Here is a 24,789-nt window from a genome sequence, read left to right as displayed (position 1 = left end):
GATCACACCTTCTCGACTTCCGGACGACCGAGAATACCGGTCGGCTTGAAGATCAGCACGAAAGCCAGGATGCCGAATGCCGCGACGTCCTTGTAGGCGATGGAGAAATAGGCCGACCACAGCGATTCGATCAGACCGATCAACAGGCCACCGAGAACGGCGCCCGGAAGCGAGCCGATGCCGCCGAGAACGGCCGCGGTGAAGGCCTTGACGCCGGGAACGAAGCCGTCGCTGAACGAAGCCACGCCATAATACATCAGGTACATCGTACCGGCGACGGCAGCGAGCGCCGCACCCATGATGAAGGTGATGGAGATCGTCTTGTCGACATCAACGCCCAAAAGGGCGGCCATCTTTCGGTCCTGTTCGGTGGCGCGCTGCGCCCGGCCGAGCGGGGTCTTGTTGACGATATACCAGAAGGCGAACAGCAGAACGGAGGTAACCACCATGATGATCAGCTGCTTCAGCGATACGGTGATGGCGCCGAAGTGATAGCTTTCCGTCACCATCGACGGGATCGGCTTGTTGCGCGGACCCTGTGTCACCTGAATGAAGTTGGACAGCGCGATCGACATGCCGATGGCGGTAATCAGCGGCGCAAGACGGAAGGAGCCGCGCAGCGGCCGATAGGCGACGCGCTCGATCACCCAGTTCCACAATCCGGTCATCAGCATGGCGACGACCATCATCAAAAGCAGAAGAAGCGCCACCGGAATGCCGGCGAAAAACGATGTTGCAATCAAAAAAACGATCAGCGCGGCAAAGCCGCCAAGCATGAAAATATCGCCATGGGCGAAGTTGATCATGCCGATAATGCCATAAACCATCGTATAGCCGATAGCGATGAGGCCATAGATCGATCCAAGAGTCAGCCCGTTGATGAGCTGCTGGATAAAATACTCCATGTCTTTCCCCCGGGTATGGCCTCAAATGAGCCACGCCTCGTTATGTTAATTATCGGGGGAACCCCTGCGAGCATCCCCACTCCCAAAATGCATATCGTGTTCGTTAAAAATGTGAAGTCAAAAACGGGCGATCCTGCACAAAATTTGGAATTTCCACATGGACTGCCCGTTTCCCGATCAAAAGAGCCATGATTTTGGCAGGAAGTGCTGAAAAAATGACATCGGAATGCTTATTTTAGTCTTGTCTACCGCCATTATTTGACGGGCGACGGGCAAAGGAGTAGCGACATTGAGGATCGAAAGATCCCGGCACGGGATGGCAACGGCAAAGAGATGATCGACATATTGACGAAAGCGGCGCTGGACGCCGGGCAGGCGATCATGGCGGTCCATCGCGCCGGCCCGCATGTGTCGTACAAGGATGACTGCTCGCCGGTGACCGAGGCTGATCAACGCGCCGAGACGATCATTCTTGCGGCGCTGGCGACCCATTTTCCTGACATCCCGGTTATCGCCGAAGAGGCCGTCTCAAACGGCATCCAGCCGGAAACGGGCCAGGAGTTCTTTCTGGTTGATCCGCTTGACGGAACCAAGGAATTCATTTCCGGCAAGGACGATTTCACCGTCAATATCGCGCTCATCCGCAATGGCGTTCCGGTTGCCGGCGTGGTTTACGCGCCCTGCCGTGGACAGGCGTGGACGGGCGAAGGTAACGAGGCCGAAAAGCTCGCCATTTCCGGGCAAGGCGCGATCCTTTCGCGCCACCCCATCCGCGCACGCCAGCGAGGCGCTTCTCCCGTCGCGCTCATCAGCCGCTCGCACTGTACGGCGAAGACGGAAGCTTTCGTGGCCGAACACGGGCTGAAAGACTGCATTTCCGTCGGCTCCTCGCTGAAATTCTGCATGCTGGCCGAAGGTGCTGCCGATATTTACCCCCGCTTCAGCCGCACCATGATGTGGGACACAGCAGCCGGCGACGCCGTGCTACGCGCCGCCGGCGGCCGGACGCTCGATTGCGAAGGCCGGCTGCTTGCCTATGCGGTGAGGGGCGATGGCGAGGATGCGCTGGCCAATCCGGATTTTATTGCTGAAGGCGCGATGGCGGTGGAAATCGCGCCATAACTGAAGGGGTGATCGGGCAGGTTTGTTCGCTTCGGCGTATGCGGCTTCACCCCCCTCTGCCCTGCCGGGCATCTCCCCCACAAGGAGGGAGATCGGCAAGAAGTGCTACTGCCGCTTCATTCTCAAATGTCGAGATGGCCGGAGCCTCGCCTCGAGTCGATCTCCCTCCTTGTGGGGGAGATGCCCGGCAGGGCAGAGGGGGGTAAGCCGCAAACGCCGAGGCCGTAGAGCCCGGAAAACATCACCATCAACAAAAAATAATCTCATCCCCACTCATCCCCGCCCCGCCAAACCGCATCAAACTCTCTCGCAAATGCCCCCCGAGCGCGAAAGAGACACCATGACGGACCAGACGGCGAAACTTCACCTTCCCTATATCCTGCCCTCGCAGGCACAGAAACACGTGACCCACAATGAAGCGCTGCAAAGGCTCGATGCGATCGTCCAACTCACCATCAAGGCCACCGTCACCGCACCACCCGAAAATGCGGCGGAAGGAGACTGCTTCCTCCTCTCCGCAGATGCCGCCGGCGAATGGGCCGGCAAAGCCGGAAAGCTTGCCTTCCGGCAGGACGGCGCGTGGCTCTCGATAACGCCGCAGCCCGGCTGGTCCGCCTGGTTTGCCACTGAGGGCAAATATCGCCTCCTGCGGGACGGCGCATGGCGGGACATGCCCTTGCCCGCCGCAGGCAGGCTCGAAAGGCTGGGTATCGGCACGGATGCCGACGCCACCAACCACCTAGCGCTCGCCTCCCCCGCCAGCCTCTTCACCCATCCGCCGGAAGACGGCAGCCACCGCCTGACGGTCAACAAGGCGGGCAAGGCCGATACCGCCTCGCTGCTGTTCCAGACCGGCTGGAGCGGCCGGGCGGAAATGGGCCTTGCCGGCGATGACGGGTTTTCAATCAAGACCAGCGCGGACGGAACCTCCTGGCACACGGCACTTCTGTGCAGCGGCGACGGGCGGGTCTCGATGCCCAACCGCCCGCTCGCTGTCGCCGGCCTGCCGGCGGGCACGACGAAGCCCGCCAACGGTTCGGCGGCGGGTTTTTCGCTGCTGTTCGTCAATGAGGGCGGTTTTGCTCTTGGCGATCCGGTCGGCGCGGGGGGCGGAAGGGAACTCGTCGCTCCCGCAAAGGGTCTCTATCTGGCCATCCTGTCGCTTGCCGTGGTTTCCTCGTCCGGCCACCGCGTCTCGCTCTCCGTCAATGGCGCAGCGGGTGTCTTCGGCATCGCCGGCAACACATCGAATACGGGCACCTCGCAATCGGCTAACTTCATCCTTCCCCTCAACGCCGGCGACCGCCTGCGGCTGCAACATGAAGGATCGGCCGAATTTACCCAGGGCAACGGCAAAACGTGCCTTTCACTTGCAGCGCTGTGAGGAAAACAACCGACAGACGACAAAAATTGCGATTTTTGGAAAAATTTTTTCCCGGCAAAATAAGGCGACTCGAACAAATCAGGCGAAACCGTTCAAATTCTTAATAAATTGTCACGACCTGCTTAGGCAATTTTTAAAGGTACGGGGCTAAAGTTCCCGTCATATGGTCTTGAGTTTGTATAGAGTGTCCAATGACCGAAATGATACGCCCACGAGTTAAATATGTCATCGGCCCCGATGGCAGCCCTCTGACGATCGCGGATCTTCCGCCTGCCAATACCCGACGCTGGGTCATTCGCAGAAAGGCGGAGGTGGTTGCAGCGGTACGCGGAGGACTGTTGAGCCTCGAGGAAGCCTGCGAGCGTTATACGCTTACCGTTGAAGAATTCCTGTCCTGGCAGTCCTCGATCTCCGATCATGGCCTTGCCGGCCTGCGCACCACGCGCATTCAGCAATATCGCCACTGATATTGCGCCGGCGCGGCAACGCGCCCAGACCGAATTATCAAAATGCTCCGTCGGATTTTCGACGGAGCATTTGGTTTGATTTCGGATTTCCCCGCATAGCATGCCAGTCCCACGGTAAAATGATTGTCGCCGGTTTGTGTCCGCTGCGTTCGCTTTCCCGCTGTTTCAATTCAGGCGCAAGCCGTTACAGTGGCAAAAACGAACAGCAAGGAGGCGCACATCATGGATATCAAGACAACCGAAACCGGATCGCACGGCGAATATTCGGCAACCGTCGATGGCCATAAGGCCGAGATGACCTATTCGCGCACCTCCCCTTCCCTTATCATTATCGATCATACCGGCGTGCCCGATGCCTTGCGCGGCAAAGGTGTCGGCCAGGCTCTCGCCGCCCACGCGATCGATGAGGCCCGCAAGGGCGGTTGGAAAATCATTCCGCTTTGCCCGTTTTTCAAGGCCCAGACGCTGCGCCATAAAGAATGGGCGGATGTCATCCAGGGATAAGGGCGCTTAATTCTGTAAAAGGGCAGAATATTCGCAAACGTCACGGCATATTTCTTCTCCCCGAGGGGGAGAAGGTGGCCCGAAGGGTCGGATGAGGGGGCAACGTTGCCGAATATTTCTACCCTTGCCCCCTCATCCCGCTGCCGCGGACTTCTCCCCGGCGGGGAGAAGAAACAAGCGGCATACGCGCCGGTCTCTCGCAACCCTTCCCATATTGCGTCATTCATAAATACGCGTCGGGCTTCCCGTCACGCCACCTTCAGCGGCGGCGTCCCCGCATGCATGCTGTGGCGAACTTCCTCGCGAAATTCAGGCGTATCCTTGGCCCCATGCACCGCCACGGCATGGTGCACCGCTGCCTCCATCAATTCCTCCGGAGAATCGGCGGAGATGGCGATCGTGCATTTGCTGTCACTGGGGAATTCGCGGCAATCAATATATTGGCGGGCCATTTTTCCCTCCCTGCCATAGCCGTGCGCGCCCGCTTGAGGCGCGCACGCAAAGCCTCCGGCTCACGGTCGGAACCCCCTTAAATTACGCCTTTCCCCACCCCCGGACAATAAAAATCAGGCGACGCCGTCCCGCGGAAAGACGCGGAGCATCGCGCCAAAACAAAAGGCCGCCCTTTGCGGGGCGGCCTTTCAAAAAAACGCATGCCGTCCCGTCATTGAAAGCCGCCTCCTGATCCACCGGCAGCCGTCAATGAGGACGATCATTCGTCCGATTTCGCGCCAGTTGTCAGGCGCGGGCGCGGATTGCTCCGTCGCGGTTTTCGAGGGCAGCGGCCTTTTCATATTCGGCCTGCACTTCTTCCAGCGAAGCTTCGGCGGCTTCCTGCTGGGTCTTCAGCTCCCGAATGGAGACCTGAAGATTATCCGCACGCTGGCGCGCGGCCTTGGCAAAGGTCGGATAGGCAAAATGCGAGGGATCGGTAATCCCCGATTTGCTCTCTTCCAGCGAGATCTGATGCACCAGTTCCTTTGCCATCCGCTCGAATTCGGACATCATCTGCTGCAACTGGTTAAGTTGCCGACGTTTTTCGTTGACCTGAAATTCCTTCAGGCGAACCAGGCTGTCACGCGACTTCATACGCAATACTCCATGGATAGCGAGACCCGGATCAAAAAGGCACTATGCCCCCCTGATCGGCCCGTTTAACCCGCCCGTCATTCCGCAAAGGTTAATCCCTGTGCCGGAATGATTCCTAAAAGTTACCCGACGTTAATAAAAAACCACCGTCGTTAACCTTTCGTTTACGGGCATCGTTAATGATAAACACGATCATTTAAGGGTCGGTAAATGCCAGGTCCAAAAAATGGGCCAGACGATGTAAGAGTCGATTGAATCACTTAGCGAGAAATCCTCACGTTAAGCTTCAATTTTGGCGATGGTGGATTCACGTGCAAAAACAGCGAAATGCCTTCTTTGCTTAATAAATTCGATACACCTTGCCAAAGGCAATTAGAATTTGTTAACCATTTGGTGGCAGCCTGCAAATCAGGCAACGTCTGGATCCGCATCGCGCGAGGCAATGTTTTACCGGTTCGCGGGCGGCAAAGGGGATAATTATGCGGGTTCTACTGATTGAAGACGACAGCGCGACAGCGCAGAGCATTGAACTGATGCTCAAGTCGGAAAGCTTTAACGTCTACACGACCGACCTCGGCGAGGAAGGCGTGGACCTCGGCAAGCTCTACGATTACGACATTATTCTTCTCGACCTCAACCTGCCTGACATGTCGGGTTACGAAGTCTTGAGAACCTTGCGCCTTTCCAAGGTCAAGACGCCGATCCTCATCCTCTCCGGCATGGCCGGCATCGAGGACAAGGTGCGCGGCTTGGGCTTCGGCGCCGACGATTACATGACGAAGCCGTTCCACAAGGACGAGCTTGTCGCCCGCATTCACGCCATCGTCCGCCGTTCCAAGGGCCATGCGCAGTCGGTCATCTCCACCGGCGAACTGATCGTCAATCTCGATGCCAAGACGGTTGAAGTGGGTGGCCAGCGCGTTCACCTGACCGGCAAGGAATATCAGATGCTCGAGCTGCTTTCGCTGCGCAAGGGCACGACGCTGACCAAGGAAATGTTCCTGAACCACCTTTATGGCGGCATGGACGAACCGGAACTGAAGATCATCGACGTCTTCATCTGCAAGCTGCGCAAGAAGCTGGCAAACGCCGCAGGCGGCGCGAACTACATCGAAACCGTCTGGGGCCGCGGCTATGTTCTGCGCGAGCCTGACGGCGCTGCGGAATTCCTCGAAACCGCCTGACCTCTTATCGAGACAGGACAGTTTTAAAAGACCCGCTGGCGACAGCGGGTTTTTTGTTGTGCGTCACGGCCGAAACATGCCCGCTTCATTCAGACGCAACAGAAAGCGCATATTGGCACTCCCAAAAAGGACGAATGCCATGAACCACCCTATCCCCACTCTCAAAACCCAACGCCTGACATTGCGCTCGCAGACCATGGCGGATTTCCCCGCCTATCTGGCCTTCATGGCCTCACCGCGCTCTCTCGGTGTCGGCGGACCCTATGACCTCTGGAAAACCTGGGGCGTTTTTTGCCACGATCTGGCCAACTGGCACTTCTTCGGACACGGCGCGCTGATGATCGAACTTGGCGAGACGGGTGAATGCATCGGCCAGGTCGGCATCAATCACGGCCCGCTATTTCCCGAAAAGGAACTGGGCTGGCTGCTTTATGACGGCCACGAGGGCAAAGGTTATGCCGCCGAAGCCGCCATATCGCTGCGCGGCTGGGCTTTCGAAATCCTGCAGCTGCCGACGCTGGTGAGCTACGTATCACCGCAAAACAGCAAATCCGCTGCCGTTGCCACGCGAATCGGTGGTTCTCTCGACCCGTCTGCGCCGCGCAGCGACCCGGAAGATCTCGTTTTTCGATATTACCCACTCAATAAGGCTTGAAAGATCGGGACGCCGCGCAAGACCGAAAAGTTTCAGCGAGGCGTCCCCCATCTATCAGGCGCATAGCCTTATTAGCGCAGTTTCTCTTTGAGAAAGCCGCCGATTATCTCCGCGATTTGCGCGTGGATTTCAGCGCGGCCCCTGCCCCCGCCATCCCGGCACACGAAACCTTCGCCCGGTGACAGCGCCTCAACGATTTTTTCACCATTGGCTTTGCAGAGCTGCATGAAGCTGAAGTGGCTGGCATCCGGTATTTCCCGATAGACCGTCGTGGTTTTTGGCAGATGCCGGGCGATATAGTCGGAATCGGCCCTGATCGCGGCGATCTCGGGCGTCTCCACACCGGCAGCCAGAACCAGAACCGGCACGTCCACACCCTCAAGCGTTTCCGGCAGAAACCCGGCAGCCGGGCCGAGATCAAGCGCAATGGCCGCGCGGATGCGAACATCCCTCATATCCATCGAAAGGCGCGGATCAGCCTTGCCACCGCCAACAATGCCAACCTTGGCCAGGAGCCGGGGCGCCTTGCATTGCGGTGGCGCTTTCTCCGCATTGCAGCCCTTCAAGGCAAGTTCGGCGCTATAACGGCCTCCCACCAGTTCCATAGCGGTCCAGCCGCCAAGGGAATGGCCAATCACGGCGATGCGCGTCCTGTCGATCTCGCCGGCAAGCTGATTATCCCCAAGAAGTGCCGTCAGCGTTCTGCCGATATCACGCGGCCGCTCCCATAAGGGGACGATCTCGGCAGCATTTTCCTCGGTAAATGATTCGCCCTGATGATCCGGCGCGGCCACGACATAACCGTCCTGCGCAAGCTCCCCGGCAAGCCAGTTCAGATTGTGCCAGCTTCCGCCAAACCCGTGCGACAACAGCACAAGAGGACGAGAACCGGCTGGAATGGAAGCATCCGGTTGGACCTCAAGACCGTAAAGGGCAGCGTTTTCACCCACGACCTCGGTTTTTCCCGATGGAATGGCCGGATACCATAATGAGACATTGAGTGCTCTTGCACCGGCATCATCCGGCAATTTGATCTGCCTGAAACCGATGGTGCTTTCCGCCATCGCGGCGGGGGCAAGGGAGAAGATGACAATTGTCGCCAGAAGAAAATTGCGCATGAGGTGCTCCAGGAGTTGGTATGCACCAACCCCTGGCTCAAACCGCCGCCGCCCGAGACCTCAAACGGGTTTCAGGACGGACTGAAACACGATCAAGGCAGCGCCTTCACCCGCTCACCTGACTGCCGCCCACACGCTCGAAAAGCCGGATGGGGTGTTCACGGAACACCGTCTCGCGGAATGGCCGAAAGCCGAATCGGGCAGCAATGGCCAATGAAGGGCTGTTCAGCGGATCGATCATGCAGACCGTCCGCGGCGAAATTCCACTGCTGTCGAACCACCGTGTTGCCGCTTCCACCGCCTCGGTCGCGACGCCCTTGCCGTTCAGTTCTCCGTCGATTTTCCACATCGCCTCGGGCGCAGTATCGAAATCAGCGCCGTTTCCGCGGCGCATATGGGCAAAACCCACCTCGCCGACGATGCGCCCCGTGGCAAGCTCTTCCACCACAAAGGGGCCGAATCCATAAACGGACCAGTGGCCGATAAAGCGTAAAAGCCGGGCAAAGGCGAGTTCCGCATCCAGCGGCGCAATCGAGGTAAGCCCTTCGATCGGTGGAACATCCGCCCCCCAGAATGCGCGATAAAGCGCTTCATCCCCGATGGCGTGCGGCCGAAGGATGAGACGGGCGGTTGTCAGACGAACCATGAACGCGCTCCCCAAAAAGAAAAAAGGCCGGCGCGTCGGCAGACGCAGCCCCAGCCTTTTCGCAAAATCACGTCCGCAATTGAGCGGTCACTCGGCAGCCATCTTTGCGGTAAAGACGATGCGATCTTCATGCACCTTGTATTCCACCGTCATATTGGCCTCTTCCGCCAGAAGCAGCGTGTAATAGGGCTGCACGGAATGCGCGTCGACAGCCTCTTCCAGCCGGCCTTCGTAAATTTCCACGAACTTGGCCGGCACGCGCATCATCCGGCCCTTGACGGCGATTTCGAACCTGGCGTCACCGTCAGGGTTTTCCAGCACCACATCCACATTGCCGCCGCGCGGGATTGCGCCATAAGCGACGAGAAACAGGTTGAGCAGCAGTTTGACACGATTTTTCGGCACGATGGCGCGCGGACCGCTCCAGCTGACTTCAGCCTTCTTTTCGGCAGCGGCAAAATCCTGCGCAGCCTTTTCAGCTTCGCCGGTATCGATGGAAGCGCCGGCGGAACCGGAAGCGCCGAAAGCAAGCCGGGCAAATTTAAGCCGCACGGATGCGTTAACGGCTGAGGTGCGGATGAGATCGAGCGCATCGTCATCCGTACCGCCCTCGTCCAGCAATTCGAGGCCGTTATTGATGGCGCCGACAGGAGAAATCACATCATGGCACACACGACTGCACAAAAGAGCCGCCAGATCGGGACCGGACAGCGTGATATTGAGTTTGCTCGTCATAAAATTCTCTCCTGCGCAAGGGAGGCGCGGACGGTGTGGAAATTGTTAAGCCATAATGACACCATATTTGGTAAACCGATTGTTAATAGGATGGTTTCAAAATGCCAAATGCCTTAACAGGCCACATTGGAGCCCCGTGTATCCGTCAGGATGCACGACAGATGCTGTAGAACTTTGACTCTACGCATCGGCCCTTGCGAAAATCGATTCGGTTTTTCGGGCTGATGCGTTAACGAAACAGACGGACGGACATGACGATGCGCCTTACGAAAACCCGCACCATTGCACGCCTCGGACTGGGAAAGATTGTCGCGCTCCTTGCGAGCCTTTTGATGTGGGTCGCACCGGCCTTTGCCCAGACCAGCGATCAATATTCCATCCAGGAAGTCGTGGACGCAGGCCACGGATTCTTCGGTGAAACCACCGGCGGCCTTGCCAAGGTGGTGGAGCGCGCCTTCCAGCAATACGGACTTCCGAACGGTTACATTCTCGGCCAGGAAGGCTCCGGCGCCTTCGTTGCCGGCCTCACCTATGGCGAAGGCACGCTTTACACCAAGAATGCCGGCCAGCACCCGGTCTTCTGGCAAGGCCCGTCGCTCGGGCTCGATTATGGCGGCCAGGGCACCCGCGCCATGATGCTGGTCTACAACCTACCATCGGTCGATGCGCTTTACCGCCGTTACGGCGGCGTCAGCGGTTCCGCCTTCATCGTCGCCGGCGTCGGCATGACCTATCTGAAAAGCAGCGACGTGACGCTCGCCCCCATCCGCACCGGCATCGGCGCGCGCCTCGGCATCAATGTAGGTTACCTGAAGCTCACCCAGCAGCCGACCTGGAACCCCTTCTGATTCGCTGAGGTCTAAGCGGAGCTAAGGGTGGTCTATAGGATGAAGCATTGCGGCAGCTTTCTTCTCCCCGCCGGGGAGAAGATGGCCCGAAGGGTCGGATGAGGGGGCACCGTCGCCGTATCTCACGACCCTCGCCCCCTCATCCCGCTGCCGCGACCTTCTCCCCGGCGGGGAGAAGAAACAGGCGGCAACCTCCCGCCCTGCTAATTGCCTAGGGAGACCCCTCCCCACGGTTGCAATAATAGCGTAACGTGCTTTCGCGCTCCTCTTTCCGAATGCGCGCGTATCTGAGTTTCGGAGACTGTCCCGCGTGATCGAATATGCCATTCTTTTCGGATTGGGTTTTCTCACCGCAACCCTTTTGGCCCTGTTGATCGCGCCCGCGATCCACCGCCGCATTGTCGCCTATACGGAAAACCGCCTGCGCGCGACCATGCCCATCAGCCCGCAGGAAGTCCGCGCCCAGAAGGATATGGCGCGCGCGCTTTACGCCGCCGAAAACGCCAAGGTCCGCCAAGAACTGGATACCGAGCGGGAGAAAAACACCTCGCTGCGCCTCGCCAACGAAGCCGCCTCCAGCGATGCCTATCGCCTTGGCGAACAGAACCGCGGCTTTTCGCTGAAAATCGAGGAATTGACGCTGGAAATCGGCGAATTACGCGCCGCCCTCGATACCAGCGAAGAACGCGCCAATGCGATTGCCACGAACCTGACGCAACAGGAACAGGCCGCCAATGAGCGCGCCGCCCAGATGTCTGATCTCACCGCCCGCCTCACCAATCTGACGCGCGAGCTGGATGACACGAAAATCACCTCTGCCACCCGCGATCTGGAAGCCGAGCAGGCAAAACAGAGCGCCACGCGTTTTCGCAAGGAAGGTGAGACCGCGACCCGCGAATTGCAGGATGTGGCGGCCCGTAACAAGGAGGCCATGACGGCGGTTGCGCGCGAAAGCCGCAAGGTCACCCGACTGGAAGACCAGGTCGCTACCGTGATGGCGAAAAATGCCGATCTCGATACGATGCTGACGCTGCGCAATCAGGAAGTCGCCCGCCTCAAGGAACAGCTTGCGGCAACCGGCGGTCGCGCCAACGACATGATCATTCGCCTGCCGAACCCGGCCGTGCCGGTCGAGAAAGCAGCGAGCCAGTTGCCACCGGCAGCCCCTGCCGCAGCCGAGGCGCCCGAAACCGTACCCGTCGTTGCGGAGGACGTGGCGCAGGCGGTGACGACAGAGGAGGCCGCAGCCTCCGCCGTGGTTGAGCCAACGGCACCGTCGCCGGAAGGCCTGGAACAGGAAATCGAGGATATCCGCAATCAGGGAACGGCGCTCACCGAACGCCTGCTGAATGTGCGCGGCACCGGCAATGACGAGCCGATCCGCCGCGAAATCGCGAGGATCGCCGCCAGGATGATCGCGCTGACGGCGGCACAGGAGGGTGAGAAATCGCCTATTCCGGGGTTGCTGGCCAAGGCCTCTGGTGCGTCAGGGCGCGATAGTCTTGCAGTGCGGGCGGGTGCGTTGATGGGGAAGCGGGAACAGTAAGGCTGGTGGGTGCGAGATAGTCCGCCTCAGTGGGTGCGGCTTACCCCCCTCTGCCCTGCCGGGCATCTCCCCCACAAGGAGGGAGATCGATACGCGGCGAGGTTTCGACCATCTCAACATTTGTGAATTCGGCGATCTCGACATTTAAGAATGAAGTGGCGGTCGTGCGTCTTGCCGATCTCCCTCCTTGTGGGGGAGATGCCCGGCAGGGCAGAGGGGGGTGAAGCGGCATACACAGAGTTAACTGTAAGCCTCCTCGGCACACATCGATGCCGCCCGATCACACCCGCCCCATAACCCCCGCCATCTGATAAAGCGCCAGCCCCGAAGCCGTACCCGCATTCAAACTATCCAGCTGCGGCGATTGCGCAATCCGCGCGGTATGAAACCGCGACAGCACCGATTGCGGCAACCCCTCACCTTCCGTGCCGATAACCAGCGCCATCCGCTCGGAACGGGAAATATCGCGGATTTCGGTCTCGCCGTTCGGAGACAGGCTCCAGATCGCAAATCCGGCCTCGGACAGCCGCTCCAGCATCTCCAACGCACCGCCGCCGCGGTGATAGGGCACCGACAGCACCGAACCGACGGAAACCCTGAGCGCCTTGCGATAGAGCGGATCGCAGCACGTCTCGTCCAGCAACACCGCATCGGCATAAAACGCCGCCGCATTGCGGAACATCGCGCCGAGATTGTCGTGGTTGGAAATGCCGCAGCCCACCAGCACCAGCGAAGAGGCGGGAAGCGCTGCCGTCATTTCCTCAAGCCCGCGGTCGTGAACCCGGCGGCCGAGCGCCAGAATGCCGCGATGCAGGTGGAAACCGACGATACCATCAAGCACCGGCGCTTCGGCAACATAGACGGGAACATCGGCCGGAAAATCGGCAAGAATATCGGCGACGCCGGCCAGCCGGTTTTTGAGGATGAGAATGCTCTCCGCCGCAAAGGCGCCACCCGCCTTGTGGGCGGCGGCCAGCATGCGCAGCACCACCGTGCCTTCGGCGATGAAGCGCCCCTGACGCCCGGTCAGGTCGCGCTCGCGAATATCTCGAAAGGCGGCGATGCGCGGATCGGCCGGGTCATCGACCGGAATCAGCGCCCGCCCATCCAGCAGCACACCCTCGTTACCCTCACTGGGCATCAACAGTCACATCGGCCAGAAAACGGCCGGCCGCGACGTTGAAGACCAGCGCCTTGCGGGTGCCATTGGCAAGCCTGCCGTAAAACAGCATGTCGCCGCCGGAATAGCTGACATTGTCGATCACAAAGCCCTGCGGCAGGCTGGCGGTGACGGCCAGCGGGCCGTTGCCGGTGGGAACGGCAAGATTTGGCGCAGCACTCTGCGTTGCAACGGTTTTCGACGGCCCCATCGCCTTGTAGACAACCGCGCCGAAGACGGCCATAAGGCTGATAAACATCACGGAGCCCGACACGATCTGCAAACGGATCATCTTGCGGCGAACTTTTTCCACGGCCGGATCAAGCGGCTTGTCTTCCTGTTCGTCTGGCTCGATCTGCGTCATCGGGTTCCCTGAAATGCTGATGGATCGGAAAAATAACAATGAACGACCCCTTTAAACAAGGCGGAGACGCAAGGAAAGTCCTGATTGCCGGGGAAGACGCCGAAGGCCGCATAGATGTGTGGCTGGTGGGCGAAGTTGGCAGCGACCTGTCACGCAGCCGCCTGAAAGCGCTGATCGAACAGGGCGCGGTTCTGCTCAATGGAACGCCCGTGACCGAGCCGAAAAAGAAGGTGCATCCGGGCGATCGCATCGAAATCGTCATGCCGGAGCCGGAAGACCCTGAACCCAAGGGCGAGGACATTCCGCTGGTTGTGGAATATGAGGACGAAGACCTGATCGTGCTGGTCAAGCCCGCCGGTCTCGTCGTGCATCCGGGTGCCGGCAACTGGACGGGAACACTGGTCAACGCCCTCATCCACCATTGCGGCGACAGCCTTTCCGGCATTGGCGGCGTCAAGCGCCCCGGCATCGTGCACCGGCTGGACAAGGAAACCTCCGGCGTCATGGTCGTGGCGAAAAACGATAATGCCCACCGTCATCTCGCCGCACAATTTGCCGATCACGGCCGCACCGGGCCGCTGGAACGCGCCTACAAGGCCGTCGTCTGGGGCCGCCCGCGCACGCTGCGCGGCACCATCGACGCCGCACTCGGCCGTGGCGCCGACCGCACCAAACGCACCGTCAAGCGCGAGGATACCGATGACGCCCGCGAGGCGATCACCCATTACGAGGTGATCGAACGGTTCCACGAAAAGCCAGATGCATCCTGCCTCGCCTCCATGGTGGAGTGCCGTCTGGAAACCGGCCGCACCCACCAGATCCGTGTGCACATGGCCCATATCGGCCACCCGCTGATCGGCGATCCCGAATATGGCGCAGCCTTCCGCACCAAGGCGAACCTGCTGGAAGAACCGGCGAGATCCACCGTCAACCGTTTTCCACGACAGGCGCTGCATGCCTATCTGCTGGCCTTCGAACACCCCCGCACCGGCGAGGTGATGGAGTTCGAAACCGATATGCCTGACGATATGCAAGAGCTGCTTGAAGCCCTGCGCAGCTGAAAACTGGTATGGCGCGGTCAAAAAAACCGCGCCATGTATCTCGCCGGAAGTCCCGGATAATAAAAAAAGATTAGCGGATAGCGATATTCCGCAGTCGGTCCTTTTTGTAGACCGCCCCAATTTCGCTTCAATCGTCGCACCTCCTCGGCCCCGGAAAGCTTGCAACCGCTCCGGTGAACGCCGTGTCCGCATGCCGAGCTTGCCGAATAACCGACGCTGCAAGCAACGCCGTCCGTTCGATGCTAAAGCCTCAGCGGAACCGGCATGATGACGGGATCTATCGCGCATGAATATCGAAGACCGCCGGTTCATATTTCAGGATCTACGCAGCATAGAAGGTTATATCGACCCGCCCGACGCGCTTGTGTTCAAGGCGCTGCTGCAGGCGCAGACAAGAGACGGCCTCAAGGGCGGCATGGCGGAAATCGGCGTCTATTACGGCCGTTCCTATTTCCTGCTGCGCAAATTCGCCCAGACGCAGGAAAAGGTGCTGGGCGTCGATCTGTTCGATCTTGATCCGCCCGAGGATGGTAGCCTCGACCAATATGAGCGGCTTATGGAAAACGGCCGCCGGCTGGGTTTTGCCATGGATGAGAACCTGATCATCAGGGGCGACAGCACCCGGCTGGCTCCCGCCGAGATCACCGCGCGCATCGGCCCGGCGCGTTTCTTCAGCATCGATGGCGGCCACCACCTGCATCACGTGCTGGCGGATGCGAAACTGGCGATGGAGGTCATCGCACCGCACGGCGTCATCGTCTTCGACGATACTTTCAACCCCGCCTGGCCGGAGGTGACGGTGGCCGTCGCCGATTTTCTGCGCACCCATGGCCACAGCCTCGTCTGCTTCGGCATGACCAAATATAAAACCTATGTCTGCCGCCGGGAATTTCACGCGACCTACGCCAACGCGATCACCGCTGACCCTGATTTACAGGCGCTTGGCCGTGGGGAAACGCAATTTCTCGGCTCCAATGTCGTGCGGCTGCACAATCCCATGCGCCGGCGGGTGATGTATGAGTTGATGGTCCGCTCCGGCCTTGGCGGTTTTTCGGAACGAATCTACCGTTCGAAAGTTAAACAGGTCAGAGACAATGCTGTCGGCACATAACAGAGCTGTGAACACAGCCGTCGCTTGAAACGCGGCGGGTGCATACATATTTGTTACATGGGTTCGTGCGGGGTCGGTAACGACCCGCAGCTTACGGTGTGCCTCGGGGCGGGTGATTGCCAGCCCAAAGAGGGTGCCGTTCCAGACCATAGATAAGGGGGTGCTTTATGGCCCGCAATAGTTTGCCTACGATTACGGCCGGTGAAGCCGGTCTCAACAGATATCTCGACGACATCCGCAAATTTCCGATGCTGGAGCCGCAGGAAGAGTACATGCTTGGCAAGCGTTACGCCGAGCATGGCGACCGCGACGCCGCTCATCGGCTCGTCACCAGCCATCTGCGTCTCGTTGCCAAGATCGCCATGGGTTATCGCGGTTACGGCCTGCCGATCGGCGAAGTCGTGTCCGAAGGTAATGTCGGCCTGATGCAGGCGGTCAAGAAGTTCGATCCGGAACGCGGTTTCCGTCTGGCCACCTATGCCATGTGGTGGATCAAGGCTTCGATCCAGGAATATATCCTGCGCTCGTGGTCGCTGGTGAAGATGGGCACGACCGCCAACCAGAAACGCCTGTTCTTCAACCTGCGCCGGCTGAAAGGCCGTATCCAGGCAATTGACGATGGCGATCTGAAGCCGGAACACGTCAAGGAAATCGCCACCAAGCTGCAGGTTTCCGAGGAAGAAGTGATCTCGATGAACCGCCGCCTGCATGGCGACGCATCGCTGAACGCGCCGATCAAGGCCTCCGAAGGCGAATCCGGCCAATGGCAGGACTGGCTGGTGGATGACCATGAAAGCCAGGAAGCCGTGCTGATCGAGCAGGACGAGCTGGAAACCCGCCGCCGCATGCTGGCCAAGGCCATGGGCGTGCTGAACGACCGTGAACGCCGCATCTTCGAGGCCCGCCGCCTTGCGGAAGACCCGGTGACGCTGGAAGAACTCTCCTCCGAGTTCGACATCAGCCGCGAACGCGTGCGCCAGATCGAGGTGCGCGCCTTTGAGAAGGTGCAGGAAGCGGTGCAGAAGGAAGCGCTGGAAGCCGCGCGCGCCTTGCGCGTGGTGGATGCTTAAACGGCCCTTGAAACGCTGATCAATGTAAAGCCCGCAGATCGCAAGGTCTGCGGGCTTTTTGTTTGCCCAACGCATGGTTGCGGAGAGCCGGTGGGCGTTGCCCCCTCATCGCCTCGCTGCGCTCCGGCACTTCTCCCCGGCGGGGAGAAGAATTTGCGGCGGCGTCTCATTCCGCGTCAAATGTCAGGGACTATGTCTGAAGGCGCAATCGGGCGCGGCAGTTTCTTCTCCCCGCCGGGGAGAAGTGCCGGAGCGTAGCGAGGCGATGAGGGGGCGAGCTATCGGTGGAACGCCCCCAAGATCATCACTGACCGCCGGCAGCAGGTGCAGCCGCCGCCCATTCGCTAAGCGCCTTGTCGAAGGCGGCAATGCCGTCATTGCCCTTTTGCAGGGTCAGCAGCGCGCGGCGGCCATTGCGGTAGGAGACCGGAATATCGATCCAGTTGCGGCTCTTCAGCAGCTCCAGATTGGTCTTCATCGCATCCGGGAAGTCGTTGAGCGCAATCATGTGGAAATCGTCGGTGATCTTGGCCGGCACCGCGATCAGGGCATTGCCGCGATCCTGCTCCGTGCTCTTCATCGCGATACGCTGGACGCTGTCGATCGCTCCGCCTTCAAAGCCGGGCGAAACCGAGAAGACGATCTCGATCAGGTGGCTGGCCGGCAGCGACGGATCGGTGTTGCGCTTGAAGGTGATGAGCGCGCTCAGGCCCCGGCCGGGAACCGTGATCTGACCCTGAACGGTCGGCGATGGCTTGCCCTCCGCATCATTTTCCTGCTGTAGCGACCAGGAAACGCTGCCCTGAATGGCCGTTGGAACGGTCTGGCCCAGCACTTCCTCGTAAAGGAACATGCGGTCACCGGTGGCGGCAGCGGCGGGCTGCTGTGCCGGCGGCGTGCCGGCAGGTGTTCCATTGGGCGTTCCGGCGGGCGCGCCGGCAGTATTGGCAGGAGCCTCACCCGCAGGCGGCGGCGCAACGTTCTGTTCGTAAACCGACTGGCCTTCTGCCGTAACCGGCTGGCCGTTCGCGCCCGGCGCTGGTCCCTCGTCACGCTCGGTCCCGTCAGCCAGAAGCCGCTGGGTGAACTTCGTGCCGGTCACGGAACCATCGTCGCCATGCGTCGGCGCCTGGTGATTTGCCGGCTGCTGCCCGGTGGCGGGCGGCTGCTGGGTTGCCGGCGGCGTCGATGTCTGCGCCTCGCCCGTCGGAGTATTGGCCGGAGGCGTCTGGGTCTGACCGCCATTCTGTGCCGATTGCACCAGCCCGCCGACCATGTCGTTCAGGGCGTCGCGGTTCATCCACAGCGCATAACCGCCACCTGCCAGAAGCCCGGCACCGACAAGGGCAAGCACCAGCGAAGCATAGTTGCGGCGCGGCTTCTTTTTGACCATGTAAGCGGGCGTCGCAGCACCTGCGCCCACGGCGGGCGTATCGTCCGCAGTTGCCCGGCTGGAAGACGACGCGCCGTCATAACCGATCAGCTCGTCCAGATCGTCCCAGGGGGTGCGTTCCTTATTGTCCTTGGCCGGTGTCTGATCACCGAAGGGATCATTGTCGGCGCGCGGCAGAGCCGGCGCGTCCTTGGCCGGAATGGCAATCTCGGTGTCCTGGAAGTAGGACGAGAAATCCTCAACAACGGCAGACTTTTTCGGAGTCGCATCGTCCGTCTGGCGCGGTTCGGAAAATTCATCCTGCCGGCCGAAGACCGGATCGTGATCCACTGCCGCATGGCCGAAGCGGTTATCCGCATCGCGCTTTTCCGGCTCGAAATTCACCGCCGGGTCCTGATAATGCTGCGCGGCATAACCGGCAACCAGCGGGCGCTCGTCCGTCTCGGCACGCACATCGGCATAGTCGTCAGCAGGGCGCACATCATCGTCGGCCTGCGTTTCTTCAAGCTTGCGCCAGTCGTCCTCATCCACGGGCTTTGCCCAATGGGCGGGAACGGACGTGTCTTCTTCGCGCGGCGCGGTCTCGAATTCGCGATCGTGCTCGTCCGCCGAGCGATAGGCCGGTTCTTCCTCCGCACGGGTGAAATAGGTTCCGTGCGTCTCATCGGAAACAACAGGAACTACCGGAGCGGGCGCTTCATAGAGCTCTTCCGGTTCGCGGTCTTCTTCCCGCTGCTCCTCGTAAACCTGCTCATCCTGCTCGGCTGCCGCGGAAACGGGCGCCTCGTGTCGAGGCTCTTCCTCGACGGCGGGTTCTTCATAAGCTGGCTCAGGCTGTGCGATCTCAGTCGCGGCCGGCTCTTCCGCCTCGACAGGCTCGGCGGCATGGGCCGCGCGATCTTCGTCGATATCGTGCTGATGGTAGGGCGCGGGCGCTGCTGCCTCTTCGGCAGTGGAAGAGAATGCATCATCCTCCTCCAACGCCGGAAGCGCCTCGGCATATTCGCTGTCCACCTCGGATATGGCGGCGTCCAGCTTGGCGATCTGCCGGCGCAACAATTCTTCCGGCGGACGTGGCTTCATATTCTCGAGTTGGCGCACAACCGCACTGCGCGCCTTGTCGTAAACCTTCGCCCGGTTTTCGGGAGTATTGCTCGCCAAGCCATCCACGGCCTTGCGAATGACTGCTACAAAATCCGCCATAAGCACTTTCTCGTCGCGGCCGGCGACGTACCGGCCCGATATGGTTTATGAATCTAGATCGCCGAGGACATTAATCCTCAAACGGATCAGTCACAAGTATGGTGTCGTCACGCTCCGGACTTGTCGACAGGAGTGCGACAGGCGCTCCGATCAATTCCTCGACCTGACGGACATATTTGATTGCCTGAGCAGGCAAATCCGCCCATTTTCGGGCACCGACGGTCGATTCTTTCCAGCCTTCCAGCGTGATGTAGATCGGCTCGACCCGCGTCTGCGCGCCCTGGCTTGCCGGAAGATGGTCGATTTCCTGCCCGTCGAGCTTGTAGCCGACGCAGATTTTCAGCTCATCGAGACCGTCAAGCACGTCAAGCTTGGTGAGCGCGATGCCGGTAATGCCGTTGGTGGCGACCGACTGGCGCACCAGTGCCGCGTCAAACCAGCCGCAGCGGCGCTTGCGGCCGGTGACGGTGCCGAATTCATGGCCCTTTTCGCCCAGGAACTGGCCGATTTCGTCATTCAGCTCGGTCGGGAATGGGCCTTCGCCAACGCGGGTGGTGTAAGCCTTGGTGATGCCGAGAATGTAACCCAGCGAACCCGGACCCATGCCCGAACCGGCAGCGGCCTGGCCGGCAACAGTGTTGGACGAGGTCACATAAGGATATGTGCCGTGGTCGATATCGAGCAGCGACCCTTGAGCGCCTTCGAACAGAATGCGTGCACCGGCGCGGCGCTTCTTGTCGAGCAGCAGCCAGACGGTTTCGCTGAACGGCAGGATGCGCTCGGCAATCGAGCCAAGCTCTTCCATGATGGTTTCATGCGCAACTTCGGCAGCGCCGAAACCGCGACGAAGCGCGTTGTGATGCGTGAGAATGCGATCGACCTTGGCGGAAAGCGCCTCCATGTCGGCCAGATCCATGACGCGGATGGCGCGACGGCCGACCTTGTCTTCGTAAGCCGGGCCGATGCCGCGACGCGTGGTGCCGATCTTGGTGCCGCTGTTGGAGGCGGCGTCTTCCCGCATGCCGTCCAGTTCGCGGTGCAGCGAAAGAATGAGGGTGGCATTGTCGGCGATACGCAGGTTTTCCGGCGTGACCTTGACGCCCTGCACTTCCAGACGGCCGATTTCAGCAATCAGCGCATGCGGATCGACCACGACGCCGTTACCGATGACGGCGAGCTTGCCGGGACGCACGACGCCGGACGGCAGAAGCGAAAGCTTGTAGCTGATGCCATCGATGACAAGCGTATGACCGGCATTATGGCCGCCCTGATACCGCACGACGACATCTGCCCGCTCGGACAGCCAGTCGACAATCTTGCCTTTGCCTTCGTCGCCCCATTGCGAGCCGACCACCACAACATTCGTCATTTCTTGCTTTCCTGCTCATGGCGCTTGCGCGCCCGATAACCCGATGGGAAACCCAAACCCGCGAATGTATACTGTGTTGTTTTACGGAAAGCGACCCTGTTTCTTATGGAGAATTTTGCTTTTTCCGTGACAAGGCGCGGATTTCCCGCATTATCTCGCCCCGTGGGGGGCAAGCGCGGGCGCAAGACCGCCATTCACCCCTTAGCCGTTATCCCGCCCCGTGAAGAAGCGAAACATCAGCGTGCCCTCCAAAGCCTACATCGCCCTCATCATCGCCACGCTCTGCTGGGGCGGCAACACCGTTGCCGGCAAACTGGCCGTCGGCCACATCAGCCCCATGGCCTTCACCTTCCTGCGCTGGGTCTTCGCCGTCGCCATCATCTTCGCCATTTCCGTGCCGCAGCTGATCAAGGACTGGCCGGTGGTGAAAAAGCGCCTGCCCTATTTTTTCGTGCTCGGCAGCGTCGGTTACACCGCCTTCAACGTTTTTCTCTACACGGCCCTGCAGCACACCTCGGCCATCAATGCCGCCGTCATCCAGGCCGGCATTCCCATGGTCATTTTCGTCCTGAACTTCATCCTGTTCCGCACCCGCGTGCTGTTCGGTCAGATCGTCGGCTTCTGCCTCACCATATCAGGCGTAGCGCTGCTCGCCTCGCATGGCGATCCGGTCTCGCTGCTGCAACTGGAAATGAATGCGGGCGACGCCATCATGCTGCTGGCCGTGCTGGTCTATGCCATCTACACCGTCATCCTGCGCTGGAAACCCACCGTCGACTGGCGCACGCTGATGGCCATCCCCGCCTTTTTCGCGCTGCTCACCTCCGTGCCGCTGGTCTTCTGGGAAATGTCGCGAGACAACGTCGTCTGGCCGGATCAGAAGGGCTGGGTGCTGGTGGTCTATGCCGCCATTTTTGCGTCACTCATCGCGCAGATCCTGTACATCAAGGGTGTAGAACAGATCGGCGCGAACCGCGCCGGCCTCTTCATCAACCTCGTGCCGGTCTTCGGGACATTGCTGTCAGTTGTCGTCCTCAGCGAAACCCTGCACACCTACCAGATCGCAGCACTCGTCATGGCGCTGGCCGGCATTGCTGTGGCCGAACGAAAAAAATCGCCGGCTCCCTGATCCAAACAGGATCAGGAGAAACCGGCGCAGTCTGGCAGGCATGAAAAAATGGGCTTAAAGCGCGGTTTCGCGCTCAGCAGGAGAGAAGTGGGCATTGCCGAGAACAATGTCGCCCTTGTCGGTGGTAACGATCAGTACTTTTTCGAGCGATCCGTCATTGTTCAGCGAAAAGGCAAGGCGCAGTGCGCTCGAAGACCAGCCGGCACCGGCAAGGGCCGTGCGCTTGATGGCGGCGCAATCACCACAATCGCCAAGGCTCAACGAAGGCGTTGCCGGGACATCGGTTGCGAAACCGGAAAAATAATCATCGAGCGCACCCATGGTGGCGTTCACATCGCGATTGACGCGCAGCAGCTCATCACGGCGCTCGCCGTTGAGCGGCGCGGCAATCGTCGAAACACACTGGCCGGCGGCAAGAACGCAGCCATCGAAACCGCCGGGAGCCGAAACACCGATCTGCGTTACCGCACTCTTTTCGACGGCGGCAAAACCACGGGCAAAACCGGCAGCACCCGCCGCATCGGCATGGGTGGACATGGAAGCAACGACAATTCCGCAGATGGCAGCAGCAATAATCTTCTTCAACATTTCATACCCCGTTTGGCGATCCGCCGGCTTGTGCCGGTCTCGATTTCTGTTTTTGGAAGCGTCTCTTTTCAAAGGCGCTCTCCGTCTGTGATCCCACAATGGCACACGACTGTTTTCGACCGCTTTAAGCCGATTGCTACAATTTTATCGATTTTCATTTTTGTACAGCGATCGCTTTTTATCCAAATATGCGCCGATATCACCGCCCCAATTCGGAAGCAGTGTTGAGAGGCGATAAATGGGCCGCATCGCTGCGGGGTATTGAACGGATGGTTGAGGGTTTGCAGGCGATGCGGCCCCGGTCTCAACATATACGCCGCCCGCCAAACCGGTTCCTGTTTGGAGGATGGACATATGCCGGCCGCCTCAACCGTGACATCGGGAAACTCCCCGGTTTTGGCCGCCTGCCCCGCCCATCTTGCGCCGCGCGCACGCTCAATGATCGGGATGAGGCGATTATAGCCTGATCGGCCGAGACGGGGACGCGCGGGGATAAATGCATCCCAAAAAAGGCGCGCGGCAGAAGCGCAACGCACGTTTTCGCCCCATCCCGGACACAGGAATTTTCAGCGGGTTAACAGGTCCTTGATCGGCAGCATTTGAATTAACCTTGTCTTAAAACCCGACGTTAATGGTTAGCAATTTAAGAATAGCGGAACGAAAGGGTTCCGTTATGCGTGGCGTATTGGCCGTAGTTTTTTTGATGCTCGTTCTTGCCGGCTGCGCCACCGCACCGTCGCAGGTCACCAATGCCTGTGCGATTTTCGAGCAGCGAAACGGCATCTTCAACAACTGGCGACGCGATGCGAAAGCGGCTGAACGGGAGTTCGGCGTGCCCGTGCCTGTCATGATGGCGACGATCTATACCGAATCCGCCTTCCGCCCCTATGCGCGGCCGCCGCGCACCAAGCTCCTGGGCTTCATTCCCTGGACGCGCCAGTCCAGCGCTTATGGTTATGCCCAGGCGCTGGATGGCACATGGAGTGTCTACCAGCGTGAAACCGGCCGCCGGGGAGCAAGCCGCACCGATTTCACCGATGCCATCCACTTCGTCGGCTGGTATCACGCCAAAAGCCGCCGCGAAAACGGCATTTCGCTGAACGACCCCTATAATCTCTACCTCGCCTATTATTCCGGCCATGCCGGTTATGCCAAGGGCAGCTGGCGCAACAATTCCGCCGTCCAGAAGGCCGCCCGCCGCTCCGCCAACATGGCACTGCGTTACGAGGCGCAATTGCAGCAATGCGGGTATCGCTGAGGCTGGTGAGAAGAGGCTCGCTGATGTGGAGCCGAAGCCCCCCACCCGGCGTAAAACGCCGATAGTGCAAGTGTTACTCCCCGTAAACCGCCAGAAATTCCCGCACAGCATCGATCTCGCTGGAGCGGATTTCATGCCCGCCCGGATGCCATACCGTTCCCACGGTTCCACCCTGCGCCTGAAGGCTCCGTTCCAGCGCTGTCGTCAGCGGTACCGGGCAGATCGGATCGCGCTCTCCCGCCGTGATCAGCACCCGGCGTGACGATTTGGCCTGAGAAATCTTAGGCTCGAACGGGATCAGCGGATGCATCAGCACCGCCGCATCGAAAAGCTCGGGCTGTTCGATCAGCACATTGGCGAGAATATTCGCGCCGTTGGAAAAGCCGAGACCGATGATTGGCCCGGACTGGTAATGCTCACGGTTCGCCTTGACGAAATCGGCCATCTTCACCGTTGCGCGGGCAAGATCGGCCAGGTCGTAAATGCCCTCGCCCGTGCGCCGGAAGAAACGCGCCGCGCCATGTTCGGACACATCGCCGACGGGTGAGAGGACGGTGGCCTGCGGCAATAGCCGTGCGCCGAAATCAAAGAACTGGTTCTCATCGCCACCCGTGCCATGCAGCACGAGGAAAAGCGGCGCGCTGGCCGCACCAGCGCGGGATTTGTGGAAATAGGTGTCCTTGGTCATGGGAAAAATCCTTTCTGGAAGGAAGAGGTTCAGCGATACCCCGCGGCTTTTTTCAGCCAGGCGGAGCAATCATGTTGAGCGAGCGAGCGCCGCTTGTTTCTTCTCCTCGCCGGGGAGAAGGTCGCGGCAGCAGGATGGGGGGGCAAGCTCTCGATCTATCGCCGGCGTTGCCCCCTCATCCGACCCTTCGGGC

25 protein-coding genes are annotated in these 24,789 nt (G+C 60.0%); 13 read left to right on the top strand and 12 right to left on the bottom strand.

Annotated elements, in window-relative coordinates:
* Positions 1-2: 2 nt before the first annotated feature.
* Positions 3-905 (bottom strand): branched-chain amino acid ABC transporter permease, encoded by a 903-nt coding sequence (locus tag JZX89_RS07815; RefSeq protein ID WP_046797796.1) that lies wholly within the window; start codon positions 903-905, stop codon positions 3-5.
* Between the two features lie 333 nt (positions 906-1,238).
* On the opposite strand from JZX89_RS07815, the gene cysQ reads away from it, so the two are divergent.
* From cysQ to JZX89_RS07795, 4 genes are all read left to right on the top strand, one after another.
* Entirely contained in the window at positions 1,239-2,027 is a 789-nt protein-coding gene (cysQ, locus tag JZX89_RS07810) for a 3'(2'),5'-bisphosphate nucleotidase CysQ (RefSeq protein ID WP_153516494.1), read from the top strand.
* A gap of 340 nt (positions 2,028-2,367) precedes the next feature.
* Positions 2,368-3,411 carry a DUF2793 domain-containing protein gene (locus JZX89_RS07805; RefSeq protein ID WP_207133725.1) on the top strand — a complete coding sequence of 348 codons (1,044 nt, stop codon included), beginning with the start codon at positions 2,368-2,370 and terminating at the stop codon, positions 3,409-3,411.
* A 191-nt stretch (positions 3,412-3,602) separates the two neighbouring features.
* Positions 3,603-3,878, top strand: coding sequence for a CtrA inhibitor SciP (gene sciP, locus JZX89_RS07800; protein ID WP_004430042.1), 276 nt, complete (start codon positions 3,603-3,605; stop codon positions 3,876-3,878).
* A 222-nt stretch (positions 3,879-4,100) separates the two neighbouring features.
* Positions 4,101-4,382 carry a GNAT family N-acetyltransferase gene (locus tag JZX89_RS07795; protein ID WP_174373236.1) on the top strand — a complete coding sequence of 94 codons (282 nt, stop codon included), beginning with the start codon at positions 4,101-4,103 and terminating at the stop codon, positions 4,380-4,382.
* 248 nt (positions 4,383-4,630) lie between these two features.
* On the opposite strand, the gene JZX89_RS07790 is transcribed toward JZX89_RS07795, so the two are convergent.
* Positions 4,631-4,834: a DUF1059 domain-containing protein gene (locus JZX89_RS07790; RefSeq protein ID WP_142840532.1), complete on the bottom strand. Its 204-nt coding sequence runs from the start codon at positions 4,832-4,834 to the stop codon at positions 4,631-4,633.
* A gap of 286 nt (positions 4,835-5,120) precedes the next feature.
* Complete coding sequence (locus JZX89_RS07785) at positions 5,121-5,471, bottom strand: flagellar export protein FliJ (RefSeq protein ID WP_149899887.1); 351 nt, start codon at positions 5,469-5,471, stop codon at positions 5,121-5,123.
* Between the two features lie 479 nt (positions 5,472-5,950).
* Between JZX89_RS07785 and ctrA the strand changes: the two genes are divergently transcribed.
* Positions 5,951-6,655 (top strand): response regulator transcription factor CtrA, encoded by a 705-nt coding sequence (gene ctrA, locus JZX89_RS07780; RefSeq protein WP_006314973.1) that lies wholly within the window; start codon positions 5,951-5,953, stop codon positions 6,653-6,655.
* Between the two features lie 139 nt (positions 6,656-6,794).
* Entirely contained in the window at positions 6,795-7,310 is a 516-nt protein-coding gene (locus JZX89_RS07775) for a GNAT family N-acetyltransferase (RefSeq protein WP_207133724.1), read from the top strand.
* Positions 7,311-7,381: 71 nt separating this feature from the next.
* On the opposite strand, the gene JZX89_RS07770 is transcribed toward JZX89_RS07775, so the two are convergent.
* The 3 genes from JZX89_RS07770 to chpT form a co-directional block, all read right to left on the bottom strand.
* Positions 7,382-8,428 (bottom strand): alpha/beta hydrolase family protein, encoded by a 1,047-nt coding sequence (locus tag JZX89_RS07770; protein ID WP_207133723.1) that lies wholly within the window; start codon positions 8,426-8,428, stop codon positions 7,382-7,384.
* A 106-nt stretch (positions 8,429-8,534) separates the two neighbouring features.
* Positions 8,535-9,074 (bottom strand): GNAT family N-acetyltransferase, encoded by a 540-nt coding sequence (locus JZX89_RS07765; protein WP_207133722.1) that lies wholly within the window; start codon positions 9,072-9,074, stop codon positions 8,535-8,537.
* 87 nt (positions 9,075-9,161) lie between these two features.
* Positions 9,162-9,809 (bottom strand): histidine phosphotransferase ChpT, encoded by a 648-nt coding sequence (gene chpT / locus JZX89_RS07760; RefSeq protein ID WP_149899883.1) that lies wholly within the window; start codon positions 9,807-9,809, stop codon positions 9,162-9,164.
* 251 nt (positions 9,810-10,060) lie between these two features.
* Between chpT and JZX89_RS07755 the strand changes: the two genes are divergently transcribed.
* Complete coding sequence (locus JZX89_RS07755) at positions 10,061-10,657, top strand: DUF1134 domain-containing protein (RefSeq protein WP_174373231.1); 597 nt, start codon at positions 10,061-10,063, stop codon at positions 10,655-10,657.
* Positions 10,658-10,967: 310 nt separating this feature from the next.
* Positions 10,968-12,203, top strand: a complete 1,236-nt coding sequence (locus tag JZX89_RS07750; protein WP_207133721.1) for a coiled-coil domain-containing protein — start codon at positions 10,968-10,970, stop codon at positions 12,201-12,203.
* A gap of 280 nt (positions 12,204-12,483) precedes the next feature.
* On the opposite strand, the gene JZX89_RS07745 is transcribed toward JZX89_RS07750, so the two are convergent.
* Positions 12,484-13,344 (bottom strand): TrmH family RNA methyltransferase, encoded by an 861-nt coding sequence (locus tag JZX89_RS07745; RefSeq protein WP_207133720.1) that lies wholly within the window; start codon positions 13,342-13,344, stop codon positions 12,484-12,486.
* Entirely contained in the window at positions 13,334-13,726 is a 393-nt protein-coding gene (locus JZX89_RS07740; RefSeq protein WP_207133719.1) for a hypothetical protein, read from the bottom strand. The genes JZX89_RS07745 and JZX89_RS07740 overlap by 11 nt, the downstream gene beginning before the upstream one ends.
* A 38-nt stretch (positions 13,727-13,764) precedes the next feature.
* Here JZX89_RS07740 and JZX89_RS07735 point away from each other — a divergent pair, with 38 nt between their 5' ends.
* The 3 genes from JZX89_RS07735 (at position 13,765) to rpoH (ending at position 16,968) form a co-directional block, all read left to right on the top strand.
* Positions 13,765-14,787, top strand: coding sequence for an RluA family pseudouridine synthase (locus JZX89_RS07735; RefSeq protein ID WP_149899878.1), 1,023 nt, complete (start codon positions 13,765-13,767; stop codon positions 14,785-14,787).
* Positions 14,788-15,073: 286 nt separating this feature from the next.
* A complete protein-coding gene (locus tag JZX89_RS07730; protein WP_207133718.1) occupies positions 15,074-15,898 on the top strand; it encodes a class I SAM-dependent methyltransferase in 825 nt (274 codons plus the stop codon).
* A 167-nt stretch (positions 15,899-16,065) separates the two neighbouring features.
* Positions 16,066-16,968 carry an RNA polymerase sigma factor RpoH gene (gene rpoH, locus JZX89_RS07725; RefSeq protein WP_149899876.1) on the top strand — a complete coding sequence of 301 codons (903 nt, stop codon included), beginning with the start codon at positions 16,066-16,068 and terminating at the stop codon, positions 16,966-16,968.
* A 304-nt stretch (positions 16,969-17,272) separates the two neighbouring features.
* Here the strand turns inward: rpoH and JZX89_RS07720 are convergent, their stop codons facing one another.
* Together JZX89_RS07720 and JZX89_RS07715 are read right to left on the bottom strand one after the other, a co-directional pair.
* Positions 17,273-19,564, bottom strand: a complete 2,292-nt coding sequence (locus JZX89_RS07720) for a hypothetical protein (protein ID WP_207133717.1) — start codon at positions 19,562-19,564, stop codon at positions 17,273-17,275.
* Positions 19,565-19,634: 70 nt separating this feature from the next.
* Positions 19,635-20,933, bottom strand: coding sequence for an adenylosuccinate synthase (locus tag JZX89_RS07715; protein ID WP_207133716.1), 1,299 nt, complete (start codon positions 20,931-20,933; stop codon positions 19,635-19,637).
* Positions 20,934-21,174: 241 nt separating this feature from the next.
* Here JZX89_RS07715 and JZX89_RS07710 point away from each other — a divergent pair, with 241 nt between their 5' ends.
* Positions 21,175-22,062, top strand: a complete 888-nt coding sequence (locus JZX89_RS07710) for a DMT family transporter (RefSeq protein WP_207133715.1) — start codon at positions 21,175-21,177, stop codon at positions 22,060-22,062.
* Between the two features lie 54 nt (positions 22,063-22,116).
* Here the strand turns inward: JZX89_RS07710 and JZX89_RS07705 are convergent, their stop codons facing one another.
* On the bottom strand, positions 22,117-22,650 hold the full coding sequence (locus tag JZX89_RS07705; protein ID WP_207133714.1) for a transglutaminase-like cysteine peptidase: 534 nt from the start codon (positions 22,648-22,650) through the stop codon (positions 22,117-22,119).
* A gap of 673 nt (positions 22,651-23,323) precedes the next feature.
* Here JZX89_RS07705 and JZX89_RS07700 point away from each other — a divergent pair.
* The gene (locus JZX89_RS07700; protein ID WP_153516481.1) at positions 23,324-23,908 is read left to right on the top strand and encodes a transglycosylase SLT domain-containing protein; all 585 of its coding nucleotides are present in this window, start codon (positions 23,324-23,326) and stop codon (positions 23,906-23,908) included.
* A gap of 73 nt (positions 23,909-23,981) precedes the next feature.
* Here JZX89_RS07700 and JZX89_RS07695 read toward each other — a convergent pair whose 3' ends face one another.
* The gene (locus JZX89_RS07695; protein WP_207133713.1) at positions 23,982-24,596 is read right to left on the bottom strand and encodes an alpha/beta hydrolase; all 615 of its coding nucleotides are present in this window, start codon (positions 24,594-24,596) and stop codon (positions 23,982-23,984) included.
* Positions 24,597-24,789 lie beyond the last annotated feature (193 nt).

Origin of the sequence: Agrobacterium burrii (assembly GCF_017313405.1) — a bacterium.
In the GTDB taxonomy this organism is placed as follows: domain Bacteria; phylum Pseudomonadota; class Alphaproteobacteria; order Rhizobiales; family Rhizobiaceae; genus Agrobacterium; species Agrobacterium burrii.
Note: the sequence above shows the minus strand (reverse complement) of the source record. Positions and strands in the feature narration are given on the sequence as shown.